Consider the following 20,898-nt stretch of genomic DNA (forward strand, 5'->3'; position numbering starts at 1 on the left):
ATGTTCAAGAAGATATTGATCGCCAATCGCGGCGAGATCGCCGTCCGGATCATCGGGACGTTGCGGCGGATGGGCATTGCCTCCGTCGCCGTCTATTCCGATGCGGATCGCTTCGCCAAAGCGTCTCTGATGGCTGACGAAGCCGTCAGGCTCGGTCCGGCGCCCGCCTTGGAAAGCTATCTCAATGTCGATGCCGTCATCGCGGCCTGCAGGGCAACCGGTGCCGAGGCCGTGCATCCGGGCTACGGATTCCTTTCGGAGAACATCGCCTTTGCCGAGCGGCTGGCGGCGGAAGGCATTGTCTTCATCGGGCCGACGCCGGACAATATCGCCGCCTTCGGGCTCAAGCACACGGCGCGAGAACTGGCGCGTGCCAGCGGAGTTCCGCTACTGCCGGGCAGCGACCTCGTCGAAACCAGCGAAGCGGCGCTGACGGCTGCTGCAGAGATCGGCTACCCGATCATGCTGAAATCGACGGCCGGCGGTGGCGGCATCGGCATGCAGCTCTGTGAGGACGCAGCCGGCCTAAAGGCCGCCTTCGACAGCGTGCAGCGCACCGCCAGGGCGAGCTTCGGCGATGCCCGCGTCTATCTGGAGCGCTTTGTCTCGCGGGCGCGGCATGTTGAGGTTCAGATCTTCGGCGACGGCAAGGGTCGCGTAATCGCGCTCGGCGAGCGCGACTGCTCGTTGCAGCGCCGGAACCAGAAGGTGATCGAGGAGACGCCCGCGCCAGGCCTTTCGCCTTCCGTGCGCGAACGTCTGCATGCTGCGGCGGTGGCACTCGGCGCTTCTGCCCACTATCGCTCCGCCGGCACGGTCGAATTCATCTATGATCCCGCGCGGGAGGAATTCTACTTCCTGGAGGTCAATACCAGGCTTCAGGTCGAACATCCGGTCACCGAGGCCGTCTACGGCATCGATCTCGTCGAATGGATGATCCGCCAGGCCGCTGGCGAAGAGGTGATAACAGGCGATGATCGTCTCACTCCCAAGGGTGCCGCGATCGAGGCGCGCATCTATGCCGAGATGCCGCATGCCGGCTTCCGGCCGAGCGCCGGCCTTTTGACCGAAGTTACTTTTCCGGAAGACACGCGTGTCGATGGTTGGATCGAGACGGGCACGGACGTCACCGCCTATTACGACCCTATGCTCGCCAAGGTGATCGTGGCGGCAGAAGACCGGCCGGCCGCGATCGCGAAGCTGAAGCTTGCGCTTGCCCAAAGTTCCCTATCCGGCATCGAGACCAATCTCGACTATCTGAAGGCAATCGCCGGATCCGAGCTGCTCGCCAGCGGCAAAGTGGCGACGACGGCACTCAAGGATTTTCCCTTCGTGCCCGACGTGATCGAGGTGGTGGCGCCCGGCGCGCAGTCGAGCATTCAGGAGCTCCCCGGCAGGCTGGGGCTCTGGCATGTCGGCGTTCCGCCGAGCGGCCCGATGGACGAGCGCTCGTTCCGCCACGCAAACAGGCTGGTCGGCAACGCCGACGAGACCGCGGCTCTGGAACTGACCGTCTCGGGACCGGTGCTGAAGATCTTCTCCGACGTAACGATCGCGCTTGCGGGCGCTCGCATGCCGATGACCCTCGATGGCGTTCCATTACCCCATAATGAGGCCGTCATCGCCAAAGCAGGGCAGACGCTTGCCATCGGCGCCATAGAAGGCCCGGGCCAGCGCTCCTATCTCGCCGTTTCAGGTGGTTTTGCCGCGCCGCTCATGCTCGGCTCCAGGGCAACCTTCGGCCTCGGCCGGTTCGGAGGCCATGCCACCGGCACGCTCCAAACAGGCCACGTATTGCGCCTTGCACGCACACCCCAGCTTCAGGCCAAGCCGGCGAACGTGCCGGCCTCCCTCACCCGGACCTGGGAGGTTAGTGTCGTCTATGGGCCGCACGGCGCGCCGGACTTCTTTCTGGACGAGGATATCGAAAGGCTGTTTTCGGCGGACTATGAGGTGCATTTCAACAGTGCCCGTACCGGCGTGCGCCTGATCGGCCCTACTCCCAAATGGGCGCGCAGCGACGGCGGCGAGGCCGGCCTCCACCCCTCCAACCTTCACGACAACGCCTATGCGATCGGCGCGATCGATTTCACGGGCGATATGCCGATCATTCTCGGCCCGGATGGGCCAAGCTTGGGCGGCTTCGTCTGCCCGGCCGTCATTGCACGCGATGAGCAATGGAAGATGGGCCAGTTCAAGCCAGGTGACAAAATCCGTTTTCACCCGGCAGCGCGCAGTGAGGATGCCCTTGCCGGCCCGACGGTTCATCGTGCGCCCGAAGAGACCGGATCGGCGATCGTCGGCCAGAACCGGGACGGCCCAGTGCCTGTCGTCTATCGCCGGCAGGGCGATGACAACCTGCTCATCGAGTATGGGCCGATGACACTTGATATCGCGCTTCGCCTGCGCGTGCATCTGCTGATGCAGGCAATTGTCGAGGCGCGCCTGCCTGGGATTATCGACCTGACGCCAGGCATCCGTTCGCTGCAGATCCATTATGACGGGACGACGCTGACGCGGAAACGCCTCCTTGGCCTTTTGACCGAGATCGAGGCAAAACTGCCGCCGGCGCAAGAGGTGAAAGTCCCAAGCCGGATCGTGCATCTCCCGCTCTCCTGGAACGATCCGCAGGCCGAGCTTGCCATGCGTAAATATCAGGAGCTCGTGCGCCCGAATGCTCCATGGTGCCCTTCCAACATCGAGTTCATCCGCCGCATCAACGGCTTGCCCGACGAGCAGGCGGTGCGCGACATCGTCTTTGATGCCAGCTATCTCGTGCTCGGCCTTGGCGATGTCTATCTCGGGGCGCCTGTCGCAACACCGGTCGATCCGCGACATAGGCTGGTGACGACGAAATACAATCCGGCGCGCACCTGGACACCGGAAAACGCCGCGGGCATCGGAGGTGCCTATATGTGCATCTATGGCATGGAGGGACCGGGCGGCTACCAGCTCTTCGGCCGCACGATCCAAGTGTGGAACAGCTGGCGGCATACGCCGGTCTTTGCCGAGGACAAGCCGTGGCTTCTCAATTTCTTCGACCAGATCCGCTTCTTTCCCGTCACGCATGAGGAGCTCAACGAAGCACGTGCCGCCTTCCCGCACGGCGGCTATCCGATCAGAATCGAGGAGACGGAATTCTCCTATGCTGCCTATGAGGCCGGCCTCGCACGCGAGGCCGCGGCGATCGGTGCCTTCAAGTCGAGACAGCAGCTAGCCTTCGAGGTGGAACGGCAACGCTGGAAAGATCTTGGGCTCGACAGCTTTTCCGTTGACGAAGGGTCGGGGCCTGCTCTTGCTGGAGATGTACCGGAAGGTTGTTTTGGCATCGAAAGCGCCGTGCCCGGCAATGTCTGGAAAATACTCGTCGAGGAAGGCCAGCTGGTTGCAGCCGGCGATACTTTGGCCATCATCGAGTCGATGAAAATGGAAATCAATGTTACCGCGCACGCCGCCGGACGCGTTCGTGATCTGCGGGCAGCGCCGGGGCGCAATGTCAAAGCCGGCGACGTGCTCGTCATTCTGGAGGAAATCTGATGCTGCCCACCATTCTCGATCTCACCTCCCTGCGAGACGCGTATAAGGCAGGCCTGTCGCCCCTCGACATGGTGGAGGAAATCATAGCCCGATGCGGGGCATCGGACGATCCGGCTATCTTCATCACGCCGACATCTCCTGAGGCCTTGCGAGCTGCGGCGACGGAATTGCTGGCGACGGCACCCGAGCCCAACAGCCTGCCGCTCTGGGGCATACCCTTCGCAGTCAAGGATAATATCGACGTTGCGGGCCTGCCGACGACGGCGGCTTGCCCCGCCTTTGCCTATCATCCCCAAGCGGATGCGACCGTGGTTGCGCGTTTGAGGGCTGCCGGCGCCATCGTCATTGGCAAGACCAACCTCGATCAGTTCGCAACCGGCCTCAATGGCACCCGTTCGCCCCATGGTGCGCCTCGTTCGGTTTTCGATCGCGCCTATGTCTCCGGTGGCTCCAGTTCCGGCTCCGCCGTTGCCGTGGCGGCAGGTCTTGCCAGTTTCTCGCTCGGCACCGATACGGCAGGCTCCGGCCGGGTGCCGGCTGCCTTCAACAATCTCGTCGGCATCAAGCCGACGCCGGGGCTCGTTCCCAATGTCGGCGTGGTGCCGGCTTGCCGCAGCGTCGACGTCGTCACGGTTTTCGCCGCGACCGTCGGTGACGGGGTCGCCATTCGCCGGATCATGGAAGGTTACGACGCTCGCGACCCGTTCTCGCGGGAAGCAACTCCAGCGAGCCTACCGTCGGTGCGCCCGCGCGTCGGCGTACTCGACGGAGCCGAGCGCGAATTCTATGGCAACAGCCAAGTCGAGGCCCTCTACGATGCCGCCATCGATCGGGCGAGATCGCTCGGCGCGGAGATCGTCCCCTTCGACTACGCACCCTTCCGCCAAGCTGCCGAGCTGCTCTATAGCGGCCCCTGGGTCGCCGAGCGCCTGGCCGCGGTAAAGGATTTCCTCGCAAGCAATGCCAGCGATTTCGACCCCACGGTTAGAACCATCATCGAAGGGGCGAGAGGCTATGACGCGGTTGCGGCCTTCGAAGGCAAGTACAGGCTGGAGGCGTTGCGGCAAAAGACGAAGGTGGAGTGGGAGAAGGTCGATTTCCTGATGTTGCCGACATCCCCCACGACCTACACCGTCGAGGAAATGCAGGCCGATCCTATCGTCAGAAACAGCCATTTCGGCCGTTATACCAATTTCGCCAATCTGCTCGACTGCGCGGCTATTGCCATACCCGCAGGCTTCGATCCCGACTGCCATCTGCCAGCCGGCGTCATGCTGGTTGGACCTGCCTTTACCGACGATGCTTTGGCGCCTTTCGCCGATGCCATGCATCGAGCGGCAAATAGCGGAATGGGCAAGGACCGCATGGCGACACTGCCTGATAGAAGCCACGTGACACCTGAAGCCGCCGACGTCGTTCCAATCGTCGTTGTCGGCGCGCATCTGACCGATATGCCGCTCAACCATGAACTCACTGGAAAGGGCGGCTATAGGATGAAGACGGGTCGAACGGATGGCAGTTATCGGCTTTTCGCCCTTCCTGGGACAGTGCCGCCGAAGCCGGGATTGGTGCGCGATCCAGGCTTCGGCGGCAACGGTATCGAAGTCGAGGTTTGGGCCTTGCCGCCTGCGGCATTTGCCCGCTTTGTTCAGAATATCCCCGCGCCCCTGGGGATCGGCAAGATCCTGCTTGACGATGGCAGCCATGTTTCCGGATTCCTCTGCGAGACGCACGCCGTGGTTGGTGCCAGGGACATCACTGAGTTTGGTGGCTGGCGAAATTTCATTCGCGCCGCCGATGCCTCGGCTTGAATGAAGGAAGAAGCAGGATGAGAAAGACCCTCTTGTGGGCATTGCAGATCATTCTTCATGGCCTGACCGCGAGAACCCAGGCAATTGGCAGCCTTGATCAGCCTCAGTTTCATTCCGCTCGCAGCGAAGCATCGTCAGAGACTGACTAACTGCTTCGGACGAAAGCATCTTGCCGATCCCGACGTGTCAGCTTCGGTCCTCGGCATAGGCCGACCAAACTCGAGTGATGACAGGAAAAACGCCAACAAGCGAGTGCAGGCATACAAGATGGCTGCGCTCCCCCGGTGAAGGATTCAACTCGCCAACCTCGCCATTTAGTCGAATGGACAACTCTAGGGAAAGTCGCAAACGGCTACTTTGCTCTTGATGGGACTCGCACCGGCACCCACGACGAAGGTGCGTCGACAACACCTGACAATAGACCAAACAGAGCGCTCAGATTTCGAGGGCACCCGAAAGGGCATGTCCTAACGACCACCTCCGGTTTAGCACCGACGAGAATCTCCATCCACGTGATGATGCTGATCGCCTTTTCCTGATATCGCGCCGGTCCGTGGCGCCTGCGGTATCGCGTTGAGATAGTCGATCAAGACATTTGTATCGAAAAGCGCCTTTACCCCTCCCTACCTCCGACGATCAGCAACAGCGGTCACTATTGACAAGTTGCCCCGTATATCCCTTGATATGCCACATCCGAGATAACAGACAGATGTCCGGAATATTGGATTATTCGAATGCCATTAACTAAGGGGAACAACCATGACCATTTCCTTCCGTGTCGGCCTGATGTCGCTGGCCGCCGCCGCACTCCTTTCTTCCACGCCCGTTCTCGCCGATAGCAGCAAGCTCGATGAGGTGCTTGCGCGCGGTCATCTCGTTCTTGGAACCGGCAGCACCAATGCGCCATGGCATTTCAAGAGCGCCGACGACAAACTGCAGGGTTTTGACGTCGACATGGGCCACATCATCGCCAAGGCCCTCTTCGGCGATCCCGACAAGATCGAATATGTGAACCAGTCGTCCGATGCCCGCATTCCAAACATCACCACCAACAAGGTCGATATCACCTGCCAGTTCATGACTGTCACGGGCGAGCGCGCCCAGCAGGTGGCCTTCACCATTCCCTATTATCGTGAAGGCGTCGGCCTCATGCTGAAGGCGGACGGGCAATATGCCGACTATGCGGCGCTGAAGGCGGCAGGCTCTTCCGTCACCATTTCGGTTCTTCAGAACGTCTATGCGGAATCCATGGTCCATGCCGCCCTTCCGGATGCGAAGGTCGACCAGTATGAATCCGTCGATCTGATCTATCAGGCACTGGAATCGGGACGCGCCGATGCCGTTGCCACCGACCAGTCGTCGCTCGCCTGGTATATGACGCAGAATCCGGGCCGCTATAAGGATGCAGGCTACGGATGGAACCCGCAGACCTATGCCTGTGCAGTCAAGCGTGGCGATCAGGACTGGCTGAATTTCGTCAATACCGCCTTGCATGAAGCCATGACAGGCGTGGAATTCGACAGCTACGCCAAGTCCTACAAGACTTGGTTCGGCAAAGACCTTACCCCGCCGCAGATCGGTTTTCCGGTCGAATACAAGTAACGGCCGAGCGGAGCGGGCATACCCCCGCTCCGCCAGCCTGAAAAGGGGCGGCCCGACATGGGTTACACGCTGAATTTTGCCGCCGTCTGGCGCAACTTTGATTTTCTTATGAGCGGTCTGGCGCTCAGTCTCGGCCTGGCGATCATATCGATTCTGATTGGTGCCTTGATCGGCCTGATACTTGCCTTTGCGCTGACGTCGAAAAGCCGGGCGGCAATCATCCCGGCGCAGGGCTATGTGACCGTGATCCGAAACCTGCCGATCCTGGTGCTGGTGCTGTTCGCCTTCTTTGCCTTGCCGCAGATGGGCCTTCGCCTGGACAAGATCAAAAGCTTCGTCCTGGTCCTGTCCATCTACTCGGGTGCCTATCTTGCCGAAGTGTTTCGCTCGGGGTTGCTATCGATCCCGAAAGGTCTCTCAGAGGCGGGTCTCGCAATCGGCCTGACGCCAATGCAGATCCGCGGATCGATCATCGCGCCGCTGATGCTGCGCAACGTGCTTCCGTCGCTGTCTTCGACCATCATCTCGCTGTTCAAGGATACCTCGCTTGCAGCCGCCATTGCCGTGCCGGAGCTGACATTCGCGGCGCGCAAGATCAACGTCGAGAGTTTCCGCGTCATCGAAACCTGGATGGTCACATCAGCTCTTTACGTCGCAACCTGTTTCCTCATCGCCGCGCTGATGCGTTTCGTCGAGCGCAGGCTGGCTTTGCCGAGGTAACACAGGATGTCTCATAGCTTTCTCGAACAACTCTGGATCGCCCGCTACGTCATCATCAACGGGCTCGGCGTGACGGTATCGATTTCCCTTCTTGCCATTCTTGCCGGTTCCATCGTCGGTGTCTTCGTTGGCCTCGCGCTCGTCTATGGCGGCGCCATCCTGCGCCTTTTGATCCGGGCCTATACCGACATCATCCGCGGCACACCGGTGCTGGTCCTCGTGCTGGCAAGCTACTACGTCTCTTCCGCGGTGGGCCTCGATTTGGGGCCGTTTTCCGCAGGCGTTGTTGCCCTTGCCGTCTTCTGCTCGTCGCATGTCGGTGAGATCGTGCGCGGCGCGCTGCAGGCCATCCCGAAGGGTCAGACGGAGGCGGCCAAGGCGATCGGCCTCACCTTCACCCAGACCTTCACTTCGGTCCTCTGGCCGCAAGCGATGCGCCAGTGCCTGCCGGCTTGGGTGAATACGGCAGCAGAGATGGTCAAGGCCTCGACATTGCTTTCCGTCATCGGCGTCGCCGAACTGCTCCTGCGCACGCAGGAGATCATCTCCCGCAATTTCATGAGTCTCCAGTTCTATTTCCTGGCTGGTGGCCTCTATTTCATCGTCAACTTCGGTATCGAGCGCTTCGGCAAATATGTCGAGCGCAAGACCGCACTACCGTCCTGAGGAGATCAGACCGATGGGCAAGACAATTCTAGACATTCAGGGCCTGCGCAAGACCTATGGCCAGCACGAGGTTCTCAAGGGCGTCGACTGCACGGTGCAGGAAGGTGAGGTCATTTCCATCATCGGCTCCTCCGGCTCCGGCAAGACGACGATGCTGCGCTGCATCAACATGCTGGAGGAATTCCAAGGCGGCAAGATCAGCCTCGATGGCGAGGAAATCGGCTATCACGCCGACGGCAGCACCCGCCGTCGCAAGAGCGAGAAGGAAATCGCCCGCCAGCGCGCGCTCACCGGCATGGCGTTCCAGCAGTTCAACCTTTTTCCGCACATGACCGCCGCCGAGAACGTCATGCTCGGCCTCGTCAAGGTGAAGAAGATGTCGAAGCCGGATGCACGCGCCGTCGCCGAAAAATGGCTCGACCGTGTGGGCCTCGCTGCTCGCGCCAACCATTATCCGGGCCAGCTCTCGGGCGGCCAGCAGCAGCGTGTCGCCATTGCCCGAGCGATTGCCATGGCGCCGCGGTTGATGCTGTTCGACGAGGTAACATCGGCCCTTGACCCCGAACTGGTGGGCGAGGTTCTTCAAGTCATCAAGGGGCTAGCCGCCGACGGCATGACGATGCTGCTTGTCACCCATGAGATGCGCTTTGCCTATGAGGTCTCGTCACGCGTCATCTTCATGAACCAGGGCGTCATCTGCGAAGAAGGAGATCCAAAGGACATGTTCCTACGCCCAAAGACGGAGCGGCTTGCCGAATTCCTCAAGACCTCGAGTTTCAATTGAGAGGAAAGAAGAGCGCGGCGCAAGCGTTGCGTCATCGCAGGCGTGGATGCTATCGCAGCGTCTTGCTGAGACCTGGCGGCACCAGCGCCGTATAGCCGGCACCATGTGCCGATGCGTCGCAGCGTGCCGGTTGCGGCCGGTTTAGGAATATTCGGAGAAAAGCATGGCCGAGACTGCAAATGACATTGTATCCCGACGCATGCGAGGCCTGGATCGCGCGTTTGAGATCCTGGAGTTTCTTCGGGTGAAACGCCAGCCCATGCGTCCGAACGAGATCGCCACTGAAATCGGCGCGCCACGCTCTTCCGTCTATGAGCTCGTCAATCTTCTGCTTGGTCATGGCATGCTTGACTATCAGGGCGGCGATGGCCGGGTTTTTCTCGGCCGCCGTCTCTATTTTCTCGGAACCGCCTATGCCGAACAATTCGACCTGATGCGCGAATGCGGCCGCATGCTGGGCGTGCTCGCCGAGGAGACGCGCGAGACAGCGCAAATGTGCCTGCTGGAAGGCAGTAAATATACGGTCGCCATGATGCGTGAAGGCATCCGCCCGTTTCGCATTTCCTCGAATGTCGGCGAACTCGTCGCCATTCCCTGGACCGCCTCGGGGCGCCTGCTTGTGGGCCATCTTTCGGACCAGGAAATCCTTGATTTCATTCCGCCGGAAGATTTCGTCCTGCCGAATGGCAGGCGGCTGGAGCCGGCCGATTTCATCGCTCAAGTGCGCCAAGCCACCGAAGACGGATATTTCACCTTCAATAGCGAAGTGGAGAATTTCACCCATTGCTTCGCCGTGCCCATCCATCAGGCCGACGGCGCCTGCATCGCGACACTTTGCCTGGTTACCCCGCGCGAGGATGGCTTGCGCAACCGCACCGCCTATCTCGACAGCCTCTTGAAAGCCGCTCACGAGATCTCCGAAAAGCTCGGCTTCCGATCATCGAAAGGCCGCTTCTTCGGTTCCTAAACCTAGCAAGATTTTTCGCGAAAGTGGCAAATCTCCGCTCTAGCTTGGCGCTGGCTCAAGCCGCACTCGGCGCGATGTCAGAGCAACATCGACGCACCGCGGTCGAGATAGGTATCGAGGAATTGCTCAAGTCGAGGATTTCTCGGCTTCTTGAAGACCTCTTGTGGCGATCCGGTGAACAGCACCTTGCCATGATCGAGAAAGATGATCTGCTGGCCGACGGTCGCAGCGAACCCTATTTCGTGCGAAACAACCACCATGGTCATACCCTCGGCCGCCAGGTCGCGCATGACGTTCAAGACTTCGCCGGTCAGTTCCGGATCAAGCGACGAGGTCGGCTCGTCGAACAGCATGATCTTCGGCTTCAACGCCAGGGCGCGGGCGATCGCCACGCGTTGCTGCTGTCCGCCGGAAAGCTGTGACGGATAGTGCCCTGCTCTGGCTTCGAGCCCCACCTTGACGAGTTGCACCATAGCCGCATCCTCGGCCTGCTTTCGGCTCATCTTATGAACCGTCTTCAATGCCTCGCTGACATTGCCGAGTGCAGTCATATGCGGCCAGAGATTGAACTGCTGGAACACCATGCCGATCTGGGCACGGATCGAGCGATTGGTCGCTGCCGAAATGCGTTCGCGACGTCCCTGAGCGTCTTCGGCAAAGCCAAGCACCTCACCGTTAATGGCGATCGTCCCGCGCGTTGCCTCCTCAAGAAAGGCCATGCATCGCAAAAGCGTACTCTTGCCGGAGCCGGACGGACCGATGAGACACGAGACCTGTCCCGGCTCGATGGCAAGATCGATGCCATGAAGAACCGTGGTCTCTCCGAACGTCTTGACGAGATTGCGGACTGCTATAGCGGGGACGCTCATGCGTTGAAAAACCTGAATCTGGAAAGTTTCGTTTCGGCAAGATTGCCAAGCCAGCCGGTGACTTCGACAAGCACCCAGTAGAAGAGCGCCAGGGCGGAAAGCGCTTCGACGAAGGCATATTGCTGCGATCCGATCGCGCTCAGCGTCGCCGTCAGTTCCGGTACGGTGATGATGGACAAGACCGCCGTCTCCTTCATCAGGATGACCACCATGTTCACGAAGGGCGGCAGCACCAGCATGGTCATCTCGGGCAACAGAATGCGCCTGATGATCTGTCCCCGCGTCAAGCCGACGCATTCGCCAGCTTCGATATGGCCCTTCGGCACGGCCTGGAATCCGGAACGGAAGATTTCGCTGAAATAGGCCGCGCCATAGATCGAAATGCCGATCAGCCCCGCGGGCAAAGGATCGAGCTCGAGGCCGACGAAAGGGCCACCATAATAGACGAGGAAGATCTGGATGAGAAACGGCGTTCCGCGCAGCACGGCCACGATGGCACCCAGTATCTTATCGACCACCATACCGCCATACTGCCGGGCGACCGCCATCAGGAAGCCTATGACGGCCGCAGCAATCGTGCCCAGGATCCAGATCATGATCGTCACGCCGGCGCCGCTGAGGATCGCGGGCCACTGCCCGATCAGGACATTGATATCGAAGCTCATCGCGGTACCCCCGGCAATCTGCTTTCGATCAGGCCGCCGGCAAGCGCCACCAACCAGTTGATCACGAGATAGATAAGGCCAGCTGAGGCGAAGATCTGCAGCGGCAGAAAAGTGCTGCCGGCGAGATCCTGCGCCATGCGGGTCAGTTCGACGATGCCCACGACGGAGACCAGCGACGATGCCTTCAGAATGAGGATCGCCTCGTTGACGAGAGCTGGAAACGTGAGACGTAGGGCGATCGGAACCTTGATGCGGCGGAAGATCTGGCGCGGAGTAAGGCCAACCATCTCGGCCGACTCCACTAGGCCGCGCGGCACGCTGGCAAAGCCGCCACGCAGGTTCTCGGCCTGGTAGGCAGCCGTACAGAGCGACAGACCAATGATCGCCGCCACGATGCTCGGCACATTGATGCCGATGACGGGAAGCAGATTGTAGATCAACAGCAATTGCACCAGCAGCGGCACACCACGAAAAAAGCTGATGAAAATCTGGGCAGGCCGCACGAAAAGGCTACGCCCCGACAGCAACATTCCCGAGATAAGAATCGCAATCGCAAAGCCGATGAGGATCGACACGACGCTGATCGTCACTGTGTAGATGGATGCCTGCAGAAGCAACCCGAATAGCTCGATGGACATATGAGATTTCGCCCGCTTGGCGGTCAGAAAGTGCGGCCTCTTCCTTCGCCCATGCCACGCAATAGCGCGGGCATGGGCGATTTCCGAGGGCTGCTCAGAATGCCGGGTCCTTGACGGCGTCAGGCGTGTCGAAGCTGGCGCCGAACCATTTCTTCTGCAGTGTCGCCATGCGGCCATCTGCCTTGATCTTCAGCATGGCGGCATCGATGGCGTCCATCAACGGCGCGTGATCGGCATCCTTCAAGCCGATAAAGCCGAAATAGGACTTCTTGCCGAAGGGCGGCAGCACGACTTCGAACGTGCCTTCACGTTGTTTGGCGACAAAGGCGATATTCGGCAGCGAATTGGCAACGCCGGCGATACGGCCGGCCGCGAGGTCGGCGTAGGATTCCGTAAAGGCCGGATATTCGCGGATATCGACCTTGCTCGGCAGGGTTTCGGAAAACTCCTTCAGCTGATCGAGCTGCGCAGTTGCCTTGCCGACGCCGATCTTCTTGCCGGCGATGTCTTCCGGCTTGCTGATCGTCTTGTCACCGGCCTTTTTCAGGATCGCGATGGTTGCTTCGGCCAAAGGCGGCGTGAAGCGATAGCGCTCCATGCGCTTCTTGGTGATCGTCGCCGGGCCGGCGACAACGTCGAACTTGCCGGCTTCAAGCGCCGGAAACACGCCGTCCCATGGGAGCGTGACCCATTCGATCTTCACGCCCAACTCCTTGCCGATCTCATCGAAGAGGTCGACGTTCAAGCCGACATGCTTGCCTGCATCGATGAAATCGAACGGCGCGAAGGCCGTCTCGGTGCCGACCTTCAGGGTGCCGGCTGCCTTGACCGCGGTAAGCGTGTCAGCCGCATGGGCCGAAATCGTTGCGCCAAACAAAAGTGCGGCGCCAACCAGCCCCTTCAGAAGCGAATTTTTCGTCATGTCTTTCTCTCCAGTTTTGTACCCTTCCTTCGGAAGGTTTAGGTTCCCCAAGCATTGTCCCGTCAGGCCGATTTCTATGACCTTTTTTGTCTATACAAATAGATACAGCCTCGCCTACACTGTCAAATACAAAACATAACGAACGCAAGAATTATGCCGTATGATGCCCGATGGATCTGGCAGAAGCGGTTTTCACGGACATTGAATTCACTGCCGGAGCAAGGCGAGCGTTGGTCCCAATTCATCAGAAAATTCTGAAGGATATCGAAAGCAGGATCGTGAGCGGCATCTGGCCGCCGGGATACCGAATACCCGTCGAACATGAGCTGCTGAAAGAGTATCGATGCTCCCGGATGACCGTGAACAAGGCACTTTCGACCCTGGCTGAGCGTGGCATGATCATACGTCGTCGCAAGCTCGGCTCCTTTGTCGCTTCGCGGCAAATCGACCGCACGGTCATGGACATCCAGGACATTTCCACGGAAGCGGAGTTGGCGGGACACGAACATAGCCACACGATGCTGATGCGGAAAGTCGAAAGGCTCGATTCTGCCACCGCGATACGGCTTGGCGAAACCGTGGGGGCGGAAATCCTGCGGCTTCACTGCCTGCATGCGGTCGACGGCAAGGCGAATGCGCTTGAGCGGCGCATCATCATGCTGGACCTGGTGCCTTCAGCAAGAACCGAGAGTTTCGCTTCGGTACCACCCGGCAAATGGTTGCTGGACATGGTGCCCTGGTCGAAGGCCCGGCATGTCATTCGAGCCGTCTCGGCCGATGCCGCGACGGCACGCCTGCTTGAAACCGAACGCGGCGAAGCCTGTCTGACGCTCATCCGCCAGACATGGCAGAGCAGCCGCACGGTCACCTATGTCGAATTCATCCATCCCGGCGATCGTTTCCAGTTCGCCGGCGACTTTCATCCCAACGAAAGAGGCGTCATCGATCCATCACCGCAAGGAAGCTCTTCTTGAACGACAAACGGATTAACAGGGCAGTTCCGCTCAAGGGCTTGCAGGCCTTTGAGGCCGTCGGCCGTTGCGGCAGCGTGAGCGCCGCGGCCTTAGAGCTGAATGTTTCGCCCGGAGCGATCAGTCAGCAAATCCGCAAGATCGAGAGCTTTCTTGGCGTCACCTTGCTCGAGCGCAATGGTCGAACGGTGGAGCTCACCCAATGGGGGCGGCTCTATCATCAGGAAATATCGAAGGGATTCGAACAATTCGCAGCCGCGGAGCAGATCCTGGAACGGGCTCGCAACGAGAATGCCCTGGTTCTCAGCGCGCTATCTTCCGTCGTCAACAAATGGATCGGGCGCCGGATCTTCGACTGGCAGGCCCTTCATCCCAACGCGCATGTCAGGATCGTCGGCCGCGACAAGGAACCGCGCATGGGTTTCGACGACATCGATTTCCGCATCAGCTACGGATCGGACGTACTGCAGCATGAACACTATACCGAGCTGTTCCGCGATTGGGTGGTTCCGGCCTGCTCGCCGGCACTGATCAAAGGCAAGGCGCCGTCCGCCGCGCAGCTTCTTCAATATCCGCTCCTGCACGTCGAATGGGAGCGGCATTTCACGCCCTATCCGAGCTGGCTTGAATTCGCCGCGAAGACGGGGGCGGCACTCGAGGAAACCGCCGCCGGCCTTTCCTTCACCCTATCGAGCAGCGCAATTGACGCTGCCGTCAACAAACGCGGCGTCGTTCTCGCGCAGATGTCGATGATTGCAGATGAGCTCGAGGCGCAGACGCTCGTCATTCCCGTCGACATACGCATTGCCTTGCGCGAAAGCTACTTTCTCGCCTGGGACAGGGCCGCCCTGGAAAAACCGCACGGACGCCAATTCCGCGATTGGCTCGTCGCCATTTCCCGCCAGCAGGGCCTGATGTCGGCGCCCGGATCAACATTTTAGAAAAACTAAAACGGAACTCAGCTGCACGATATTGATGAAATTTTGCGCCTGGCGATAATTTACGCATCCGCCTCCGAAACGAGGGCGAGACCGACATAGAGGAGAATTCGATGGCGCGGACCGACAAGATGAAACTGGGAACTTTCGTCTATACGTTCGGCTTCCATCCGGCCTCCTGGCTGCATCCGGCAAGCGATGTCAACGGCGCCAACGGCTTCGCACATCTACTGGATGTCGCCAAACGATCCGAGGCGGCGAAATTCGATTTTATGTTCATGGCCGATTCTCCGGCTGCGGCCGTCGGCGATCCGAATGCGCTTGCCCGCATTCCAACCAAGATGAACCGTTTCGAGCCTCTCTCGCTGCTCTCGGCGCTGGCGGTCACGACCAACGATCTCGGTCTCGTGGCAACAGTCTCGACGAGCTACTATGAACCGTACAATGTAGCCCGTCTGTTTGCCTCGATCGACCATCTGAGCAAGGGCCGCGCCTGCTGGAATGTCGTCACGTCAGACCATGACGAAACCGGCTACAACTTCAATCGCGAAGGGCTCGATCCGCACGCGCTGCGCTATGAGCGTGGCAACGAATTCGTCGACGTCGTCTTCGGCCTTTGGGACAGCTTCGAGGAAGGCGCACTCCTTCTCGATCGCGAATCCGGCGTCTACTATGACAAGGACAAGCACCACACGCTCAACCACAAGGGCAAGCACTTTCAGGTTCGCGGCCCCCTCAATATCGCGCGAACGCCGCAGGGCCGTCCTATCATCGCCCAGGCGGGTGGTTCCGAACCCGGAATGGATATGGCGGCACGTACCGCCGAGATCGTCTTTAGCCTCGCATCGAATATCGAGCGGAACCGGTCCTTCTACGACAATGTCAAAAGCCGGATGGCTGCCTATGGCCGCGATCGGGGCGACCTGAAAATCATGCCGGGCATCGTCATCAATGTCGGTGAAACCGAGGCCGAGGCAAAGGCGAAGGTGGACTATCTGATCGACAAGATGCATCCCGATGTCGGGCGGTTGATGCTCTCCGAATTCTTGGAAGCGGACCTGCGTGGCGTGGCTCTCGATGAGCCCTTCCCGATGGACCGGCTGCCGGCGGCGCCAAAGGGATCGCGTGCCCTGTTCGACGAACTGGTCGATTTCGTCAAGAGCGGTCACACGGTCGGCGAACTGATCCGGCACTATGCCGAGAAGCACACCGGCAATGGCATAACGGGCACGCCGACCCAAATCGCCGACTACATGGAAGAGTGGTTCGAGACGCGTGCCGCCGACGGCTTTATTCTGATGTTTCCGACCTTGCCGTCCAGCCTCGACGACTTCGTGCGGCTCGTCCTGCCGGAGCTTCGCCGCCGCGGGCTGTTCCGCGAGGAATATGAGGGCAAAACCTTGCGCGAAAACCTCGGCATTTCAACGCCGGCAAACCGCTTTGCCAAGAACTGAGGGCCGATCCAATGGGTGACGAGGCTCTGATCAGCGATGCGGAATTCAGACTATCGATGCGTCATCTGGCCGGTGCGGTCAGCGTGATAACGGTCGGTGACGGGCAAGACCGCACCGGCTTCACCGCAACATCGGTCTCTTCATTTTCGGCGGAGCCGCCTTCCGTCATCGTCAGTGTCAACAGGGCTTCTTCCTCCTGGCCAGCGCTTGAGCGGTATGGCTGTTTCTGCGTCAATGTGCTCGCGGCCGACCAGCAGCACGTGGCGCAGTCCTTTGCCGGTATTAATGGGCGTAGGGGCGCCGACCGCTACGATGGTGCGCGATGGTATCGTCTCAGGACAGGCGCAGCCGCACTTGAAAATGCCCTCACCGTCCTGGACTGCGAGCTCGAAACCGCATTCCACCATCATTCCCATGCCATTCTGATCGGGCATATCCGCGCGATCGAAATCCGACAGGGCATCGGGCCGCTCCTATATTGGCGAGGCGGCTATCATGAACTTCCGATGGACGTCGATCGCGATGGTCTAGCGAAGCCGCTCCGGCAATAGCCCGATCGAAGCGACATCCGCATTGGCAAAGGCGAGCCTGAGATACCGCTCCTGCCCTTCGCCGAAATAAGCACCTGGTATGCAGACGACACCGCGTTTGCTAGCAAGTTCTTCGGCAACCTCGGACGACGATCGATCCGCAAAAGGATGGCGAACGAAGGCGAAATAGGCACCGATCGCTGCAATTTCCCAGCCCGTCAGTTCCGAAGCGGCCCGTCTCAAAGCATCGGCGCGGCGAGCGATCTCCAGCCGGTTGCCGGCCCGCCAATCAGCCAGCACCGGCAAAGCCGATGCGACTGCGATCTGAGCCGAACGCGGGGCACAGATTTGCATATTGTCCATAACCTTCGCGATCTCCGCGATGAGCTTGGGTCCCGCCGTGATTGCACCCAGTCGATGACCGGGGATGCAGAAGGATTTCGAAAAGCTGTAGAGAAGGACGAGCGTATCCTCCCAACCCGGTTCGGATAGAAGCGAGTGTGGCCTGCCGTGACCCTCGACAAGGAAATCGCGATAGGTTTCGTCAACGATCAACCATGCGCCGTATTTTCGGCACAGCATAAAAAGCTCGTGAAGCAGGCCGGGCGGATAGACTGCTCCGGTAGGATTGTTGGGCGTAACGATGGCGAGCATCCTCGCGCCGGCCGCAAGTGCGGCCTCGGCTGAACTGAGATCGGGAAGAAAGCCAGCGGCCGCGTCGCAATCGACCAATCGTCGCCCAATCCCCAGCATCGACAGCGTCGTGTCATGATTGAAGTAGAAAGGATTGGTCAGCGCCACGGTATCGCCAGCGCCTGCAAGGGCGATTGCAGCGCACATGAACGCCTGATTGCAACCCGCGGTAATATGGATATTGCCGGCAGATATGTCAGCGCCATAAAATTCTGCAACATGCGCAGCATAGGCCTGCCGCAATAGAGGTTCGCCCTCGATCGGCCCGTATCCCGTCATCGCCTGTTGCCCGGCGGCCTCGCTAAGCAGCCGCAGCATCTCCGGATGCGCGGGATAGCCGGGCACGGCCTGCGACAAATCGATGAGCGGTCCCTTCTGCCCCCTGTATTCGCGGCCCCAGGCAACGACGGAAGGAATGGGCGGAGGGGAAAGGCGGGCAACGAGCGAGTTGAATTTTGCAACGGTCATATCGATTTCTCTTTGATACCGATTGCTACAACGATACCTATTGCTTTCTCAACCTCTTTGTTGGGCGAGACGGACCTCAAGCGGAGACGCATGCACATGGTGTGGAGCATGGTGTTCAGTCCATCGATCGCTAAACGCTGAGCACGGTGTTCCGGCAAGTTGCTCAATTTTTGACGAGGAATCGACACCGCCATAGGATCGGCTTAGGCCGGACCAGAAAGAGCATCTCTTGATCATCGAAGCTCTCGAACGAGAGCGATGCAAAGCAAACGCGCCTTGCAGTGGCTGGCCACATCAAAAGCCTCATTGCGTTTACAAGAGAACGGTTGGAATAGCGTTGCAGCATCCAGCCTCATAGATGCCCCCTTAATATCGCTGGAACCACACGAGCGAGGTCAGCCAATCCCTTTAATTACTTGCACTTTGCAATTAAATGGTAGATTTTATAAGCCCGATCCTCGATCAGCGCAATGCCGACGATCCGGTCAGCGCTCAACTGACAGCAAAGGATGTGAGATGACTGCAACTGTGGCCCTCTTTCTCGCGACCGTGCTTTTCTGGGGTTCGGGCGCCATTGTGACATCCCTGCAGGCAAGCGCTTCCGCTCCCGAGCTGTCGGTAGCGATCCGCATGTTTCTTGTTGGATTGAGCATGCTCGGGTTTTCGATCGCCACCGGCAAACCGATCACGATAGCCCGCAGTGATCGTCTTTGGGTGATGATGCAGGGCATATTGTTTTTCGGCCTTGCCTTCATCGCCTTTTATAAGGCGACCAAGGGCATCCCGAGCGGCATAGCAGCCTTGGTGCTATCGAGTTCCTCGCTGTTTGCGGCCATCGCCAGCCGTTTACTGCTGAATCTGCGGATAAGCCACCGCGCAACGATTGGCATAGTTTGTGGTCTTCTGGGTCTTGGCATCGTCGCCGCCCCACAGATCTTCGCACTGCGTCTCAACCCGCAAACCGTGACGGGCTTCATCTGGGCCGGCGTTGCGGCGATGGCGACAGGTGCGGGGACAGCGATTGCGGCGCGCAACCAGCGGCGCGGTCTGCCGATCCCGGTGCTCATGGGTTGGGGCGCATTGTGTGGATGCGGCTTCGGGGTCGCCTGGGCTATGGTTGTCGGCACCTCTCTCACGATACCTGTAACCGTTGGCTATCTGGCGCAGCTCGCCTACCTGGCAATTGTCGCCTCCTGCGTTACGTTTCTCATGTATTTTACGCTCATCGAGAAGGTCGGCCCCGCGCGAGCGGCCTATGCGCTAACCGTTGTTCCGATTGTCGCCATAACGATCTCGATTATCTTCGAAGGCCTGCACATTGATACCCGTCTTGCCTTCGGCGGCGCGACGATCCTCCTTGGCAATATCCTGGTGCTCAATGCCTGAAGTGGAACAATGAAGCGTGGGTTCTGCGATCAGCATCCTTTCCGTGTTCGCCCGCCGTCCCGGCGATTGAAGTGCTTCCGGCAAGGCTTAATAATCCTGGCAATTCGTGCTGGGCTCGCGTGTTGCGGTCACAGCTTGGGAGCTGTTTAGCGACCGATCCGATAGTCGGAAAAAGCGCGGACACCCACGAAGAACATCCCTTTGGCTATTGGCTCCGCTAAAACTGCCTCAAATAAGCTCGATTGCACAAAGCTTATGCATGTATAAATTACTTGCAAATAGCAATTGATTTCCTATCAAATCTATGTTGTAGTTTAATCATAAGAGGTAAATCGCATCGCGATTACCCGTATAACTAGAATCTAGGGAGATGTCCGAACCGCAACAATTTTGGAAGGCATATGTTCATGTATATGTCCTCGACACCGATCGAATCTGACGTCGTCTTCTCCGGCCGCCGCTCGGCGACCTACCGCGATGCACTCCATCTCTTTCCCGAGGCCTGGCTTGACGACATTGCCGCCATGCGCCGCTTTCTGCAGCCGGTCGACGGCCGACGCGTCTTGGAAATCGGCGCCGGCAACGGTCATTTCAGCCGGGCGATCGCCGAAGATGTCGGCCCTACCGGCTTATTGGTCGCGACCGACCCGTCCACTGAACAACTTGAGGATATCGAAGTCGAAAGTGGTGGCCGGATCCGGGTCTTCGGTCAGGCTGCGCACATGCTCGACCTGCCAATCCGCGATTTTGACATGGCCTGGTCGCGCGGCGCTGTGCACCATATTTCCGACAAGACTGCCGCTTGGAGGGCGATCGCAGCCCATATGCGGCCCGGCGGCAAGCTGGTGATTGCCGACATCTTCGCCGGAACGCGGCTTGCAGCCTATTTCGACGATTTCATCGCACTGAGCTGCTGTACCGGCCACGAGGTCTCCTTCCTTTCGCGAGAGTTTGCAGCGAGCCTGTGCGTTCTGACCGGATGGGACAAGCCTCAATTTACCGATGTCACCACCCGCTGGCGCTTCGACACCAAGGCAGATCTCGGACATTTTCTGCGATTGCTGTTCTCGGCAACCGAGATCTTCACCGACGACGACTGCCTTGTTGCAGCGGAACGCCATCTTGACATCGTTTCCGACGGCAACGGCATCGCCCTGCTTTGGCCGATGACGGTAATGGAAACGACACGGCTGCCGCCCGCAAATTAATCATAGATGACCGATGACAGGCGCTTGACGCGGGACGGACAAATCCGCCCGCGGTGTGACCTGGCGTGC

Annotated in this window: 18 protein-coding genes; 13 read left to right on the plus strand and 5 right to left on the minus strand. The window is 59.4% G+C overall.

What is annotated here, in order from left to right; genetic code table 11:
• The 7 genes from uca to FP026_RS04425 all read left to right on the plus strand — a co-directional run bounded on the left by uca (position 1) and on the right by FP026_RS04425 (position 10,087).
• Positions 1–3,537, plus strand: coding sequence for an urea carboxylase (gene uca, locus FP026_RS04390; RefSeq protein ID WP_149633401.1), 3,537 nt, complete (start codon positions 1–3; stop codon positions 3,535–3,537).
• The gene (gene atzF, locus FP026_RS04395) at positions 3,537–5,348 is read left to right on the plus strand and encodes an allophanate hydrolase (RefSeq protein WP_149633402.1); all 1,812 of its coding nucleotides are present in this window, start codon (positions 3,537–3,539) and stop codon (positions 5,346–5,348) included. The genes uca and atzF overlap by 1 nt, the downstream gene beginning before the upstream one ends.
• Positions 5,349–6,107: 759 nt before the next feature.
• Complete coding sequence (locus FP026_RS04405; RefSeq protein ID WP_149633403.1) at positions 6,108–6,950, plus strand: transporter substrate-binding domain-containing protein; 843 nt, start codon at positions 6,108–6,110, stop codon at positions 6,948–6,950.
• A 57-nt stretch (positions 6,951–7,007) separates the two neighbouring features.
• Complete coding sequence (locus tag FP026_RS04410; protein ID WP_149633404.1) at positions 7,008–7,670, plus strand: amino acid ABC transporter permease; 663 nt, start codon at positions 7,008–7,010, stop codon at positions 7,668–7,670.
• 6 nt (positions 7,671–7,676) lie between these two features.
• Positions 7,677–8,336, plus strand: coding sequence for an amino acid ABC transporter permease (locus tag FP026_RS04415; protein ID WP_149633405.1), 660 nt, complete (start codon positions 7,677–7,679; stop codon positions 8,334–8,336).
• A gap of 13 nt (positions 8,337–8,349) precedes the next feature.
• On the plus strand, positions 8,350–9,120 hold the full coding sequence (locus FP026_RS04420) for an amino acid ABC transporter ATP-binding protein (protein ID WP_149633406.1): 771 nt from the start codon (positions 8,350–8,352) through the stop codon (positions 9,118–9,120).
• A 163-nt stretch (positions 9,121–9,283) separates the two neighbouring features.
• Positions 9,284–10,087, plus strand: coding sequence for an IclR family transcriptional regulator (locus tag FP026_RS04425; RefSeq protein WP_149633407.1), 804 nt, complete (start codon positions 9,284–9,286; stop codon positions 10,085–10,087).
• A 77-nt stretch (positions 10,088–10,164) separates the two neighbouring features.
• Here FP026_RS04425 and FP026_RS04430 read toward each other — a convergent pair whose 3' ends face one another.
• The 4 genes from FP026_RS04430 to FP026_RS04445 form a co-directional block, all read right to left on the minus strand.
• The gene (locus FP026_RS04430) at positions 10,165–10,956 is read right to left on the minus strand and encodes an amino acid ABC transporter ATP-binding protein (protein ID WP_149633408.1); all 792 of its coding nucleotides are present in this window, start codon (positions 10,954–10,956) and stop codon (positions 10,165–10,167) included.
• Complete coding sequence (locus FP026_RS04435) at positions 10,953–11,621, minus strand: amino acid ABC transporter permease (protein WP_149633409.1); 669 nt, start codon at positions 11,619–11,621, stop codon at positions 10,953–10,955. Before FP026_RS04435 ends, FP026_RS04430 begins: the two co-directional genes overlap by 4 nt.
• Positions 11,618–12,259 carry an amino acid ABC transporter permease gene (locus FP026_RS04440; protein ID WP_149633410.1) on the minus strand — a complete coding sequence of 214 codons (642 nt, stop codon included), beginning with the start codon at positions 12,257–12,259 and terminating at the stop codon, positions 11,618–11,620. The genes FP026_RS04435 and FP026_RS04440 overlap by 4 nt, the downstream gene beginning before the upstream one ends.
• A 94-nt stretch (positions 12,260–12,353) precedes the next feature.
• A complete protein-coding gene (locus FP026_RS04445; protein ID WP_149633411.1) occupies positions 12,354–13,181 on the minus strand; it encodes a transporter substrate-binding domain-containing protein in 828 nt (275 codons plus the stop codon).
• Between the two features lie 230 nt (positions 13,182–13,411).
• Here FP026_RS04445 and FP026_RS04450 point away from each other — a divergent pair, with 230 nt between their 5' ends.
• From FP026_RS04450 to FP026_RS04465, 4 genes are all read left to right on the plus strand, one after another.
• The gene (locus FP026_RS04450) at positions 13,412–14,155 is read left to right on the plus strand and encodes a UTRA domain-containing protein (protein WP_149633412.1); all 744 of its coding nucleotides are present in this window, start codon (positions 13,412–13,414) and stop codon (positions 14,153–14,155) included.
• Positions 14,152–15,093, plus strand: a complete 942-nt coding sequence (locus FP026_RS04455; RefSeq protein ID WP_149633413.1) for a LysR family transcriptional regulator — start codon at positions 14,152–14,154, stop codon at positions 15,091–15,093. The genes FP026_RS04450 and FP026_RS04455 overlap by 4 nt, the downstream gene beginning before the upstream one ends.
• Positions 15,094–15,203: 110 nt before the next feature.
• Entirely contained in the window at positions 15,204–16,544 is a 1,341-nt protein-coding gene (locus FP026_RS04460; protein ID WP_149633414.1) for an LLM class flavin-dependent oxidoreductase, read from the plus strand.
• Between the two features lie 11 nt (positions 16,545–16,555).
• Positions 16,556–17,095, plus strand: coding sequence for a flavin reductase family protein (locus FP026_RS04465; RefSeq protein WP_149633415.1), 540 nt, complete (start codon positions 16,556–16,558; stop codon positions 17,093–17,095).
• Here the strand turns inward: FP026_RS04465 and FP026_RS04470 are convergent.
• Positions 17,072–18,235, minus strand: a complete 1,164-nt coding sequence (locus FP026_RS04470; protein WP_149633416.1) for an aminotransferase — start codon at positions 18,233–18,235, stop codon at positions 17,072–17,074. The genes FP026_RS04465 and FP026_RS04470 overlap by 24 nt on opposite strands.
• Before the next feature lie 258 nt (positions 18,236–18,493).
• On the opposite strand from FP026_RS04470, the gene FP026_RS04475 reads away from it, so the two are divergent.
• Together FP026_RS04475 and FP026_RS04480 are read left to right on the plus strand one after the other, a co-directional pair.
• Positions 18,494–19,621, plus strand: coding sequence for a DMT family transporter (locus FP026_RS04475; protein WP_246665232.1), 1,128 nt, complete (start codon positions 18,494–18,496; stop codon positions 19,619–19,621).
• Between the two features lie 407 nt (positions 19,622–20,028).
• Positions 20,029–20,829: a class I SAM-dependent methyltransferase gene (locus FP026_RS04480; protein WP_246665233.1), complete on the plus strand. Its 801-nt coding sequence runs from the start codon at positions 20,029–20,031 to the stop codon at positions 20,827–20,829.
• The last annotated feature ends 69 nt before the right edge of the window (positions 20,830–20,898 follow it).

It is taken from the genome of Martinezella tropici, assembly GCF_008370325.1.
GTDB lineage: Bacteria > Pseudomonadota > Alphaproteobacteria > Rhizobiales > Rhizobiaceae > Rhizobium > Rhizobium tropici_B.

Excerpts from the sequence above, each read along its gene's own strand:
- FP026_RS04480 (WP_246665233.1), top strand. The coding sequence starts at position 20,029 with ATGTATATGTCCTCGACACCGATCGAATCTGACGTCGTCTTCTCCGGC.
- FP026_RS04425 (WP_149633407.1), top strand. The coding sequence starts at position 9,284 with ATGGCCGAGACTGCAAATGACATTGTATCCCGACGCATGCGAGGCCTG.
- FP026_RS04465 (WP_149633415.1), top strand. The coding sequence starts at position 16,556 with ATGGGTGACGAGGCTCTGATCAGCGATGCGGAATTCAGACTATCGATG.
- FP026_RS04440 (WP_149633410.1), bottom strand. The coding sequence starts at position 12,259 with ATGTCCATCGAGCTATTCGGGTTGCTTCTGCAGGCATCCATCTACACA.
- FP026_RS04410 (WP_149633404.1), top strand. The coding sequence starts at position 7,008 with ATGGGTTACACGCTGAATTTTGCCGCCGTCTGGCGCAACTTTGATTTT.
- FP026_RS04415 (WP_149633405.1), top strand. The coding sequence starts at position 7,677 with ATGTCTCATAGCTTTCTCGAACAACTCTGGATCGCCCGCTACGTCATC.
- FP026_RS04405 (WP_149633403.1), top strand. The coding sequence starts at position 6,108 with ATGACCATTTCCTTCCGTGTCGGCCTGATGTCGCTGGCCGCCGCCGCA.
- FP026_RS04445 (WP_149633411.1), bottom strand. The coding sequence starts at position 13,181 with ATGACGAAAAATTCGCTTCTGAAGGGGCTGGTTGGCGCCGCACTTTTG.
- uca (WP_149633401.1), top strand. The coding sequence starts at position 1 with ATGTTCAAGAAGATATTGATCGCCAATCGCGGCGAGATCGCCGTCCGG.
- atzF (WP_149633402.1), top strand. The coding sequence starts at position 3,537 with ATGCTGCCCACCATTCTCGATCTCACCTCCCTGCGAGACGCGTATAAG.
- FP026_RS04460 (WP_149633414.1), top strand. The coding sequence starts at position 15,204 with ATGGCGCGGACCGACAAGATGAAACTGGGAACTTTCGTCTATACGTTC.
- FP026_RS04475 (WP_246665232.1), top strand. The coding sequence starts at position 18,494 with ATGCAAAGCAAACGCGCCTTGCAGTGGCTGGCCACATCAAAAGCCTCA.
- FP026_RS04470 (WP_149633416.1), bottom strand. The coding sequence starts at position 18,235 with ATGACCGTTGCAAAATTCAACTCGCTCGTTGCCCGCCTTTCCCCTCCG.
- FP026_RS04435 (WP_149633409.1), bottom strand. The coding sequence starts at position 11,621 with ATGAGCTTCGATATCAATGTCCTGATCGGGCAGTGGCCCGCGATCCTC.
- FP026_RS04430 (WP_149633408.1), bottom strand. The coding sequence starts at position 10,956 with ATGAGCGTCCCCGCTATAGCAGTCCGCAATCTCGTCAAGACGTTCGGA.
- FP026_RS04420 (WP_149633406.1), top strand. The coding sequence starts at position 8,350 with ATGGGCAAGACAATTCTAGACATTCAGGGCCTGCGCAAGACCTATGGC.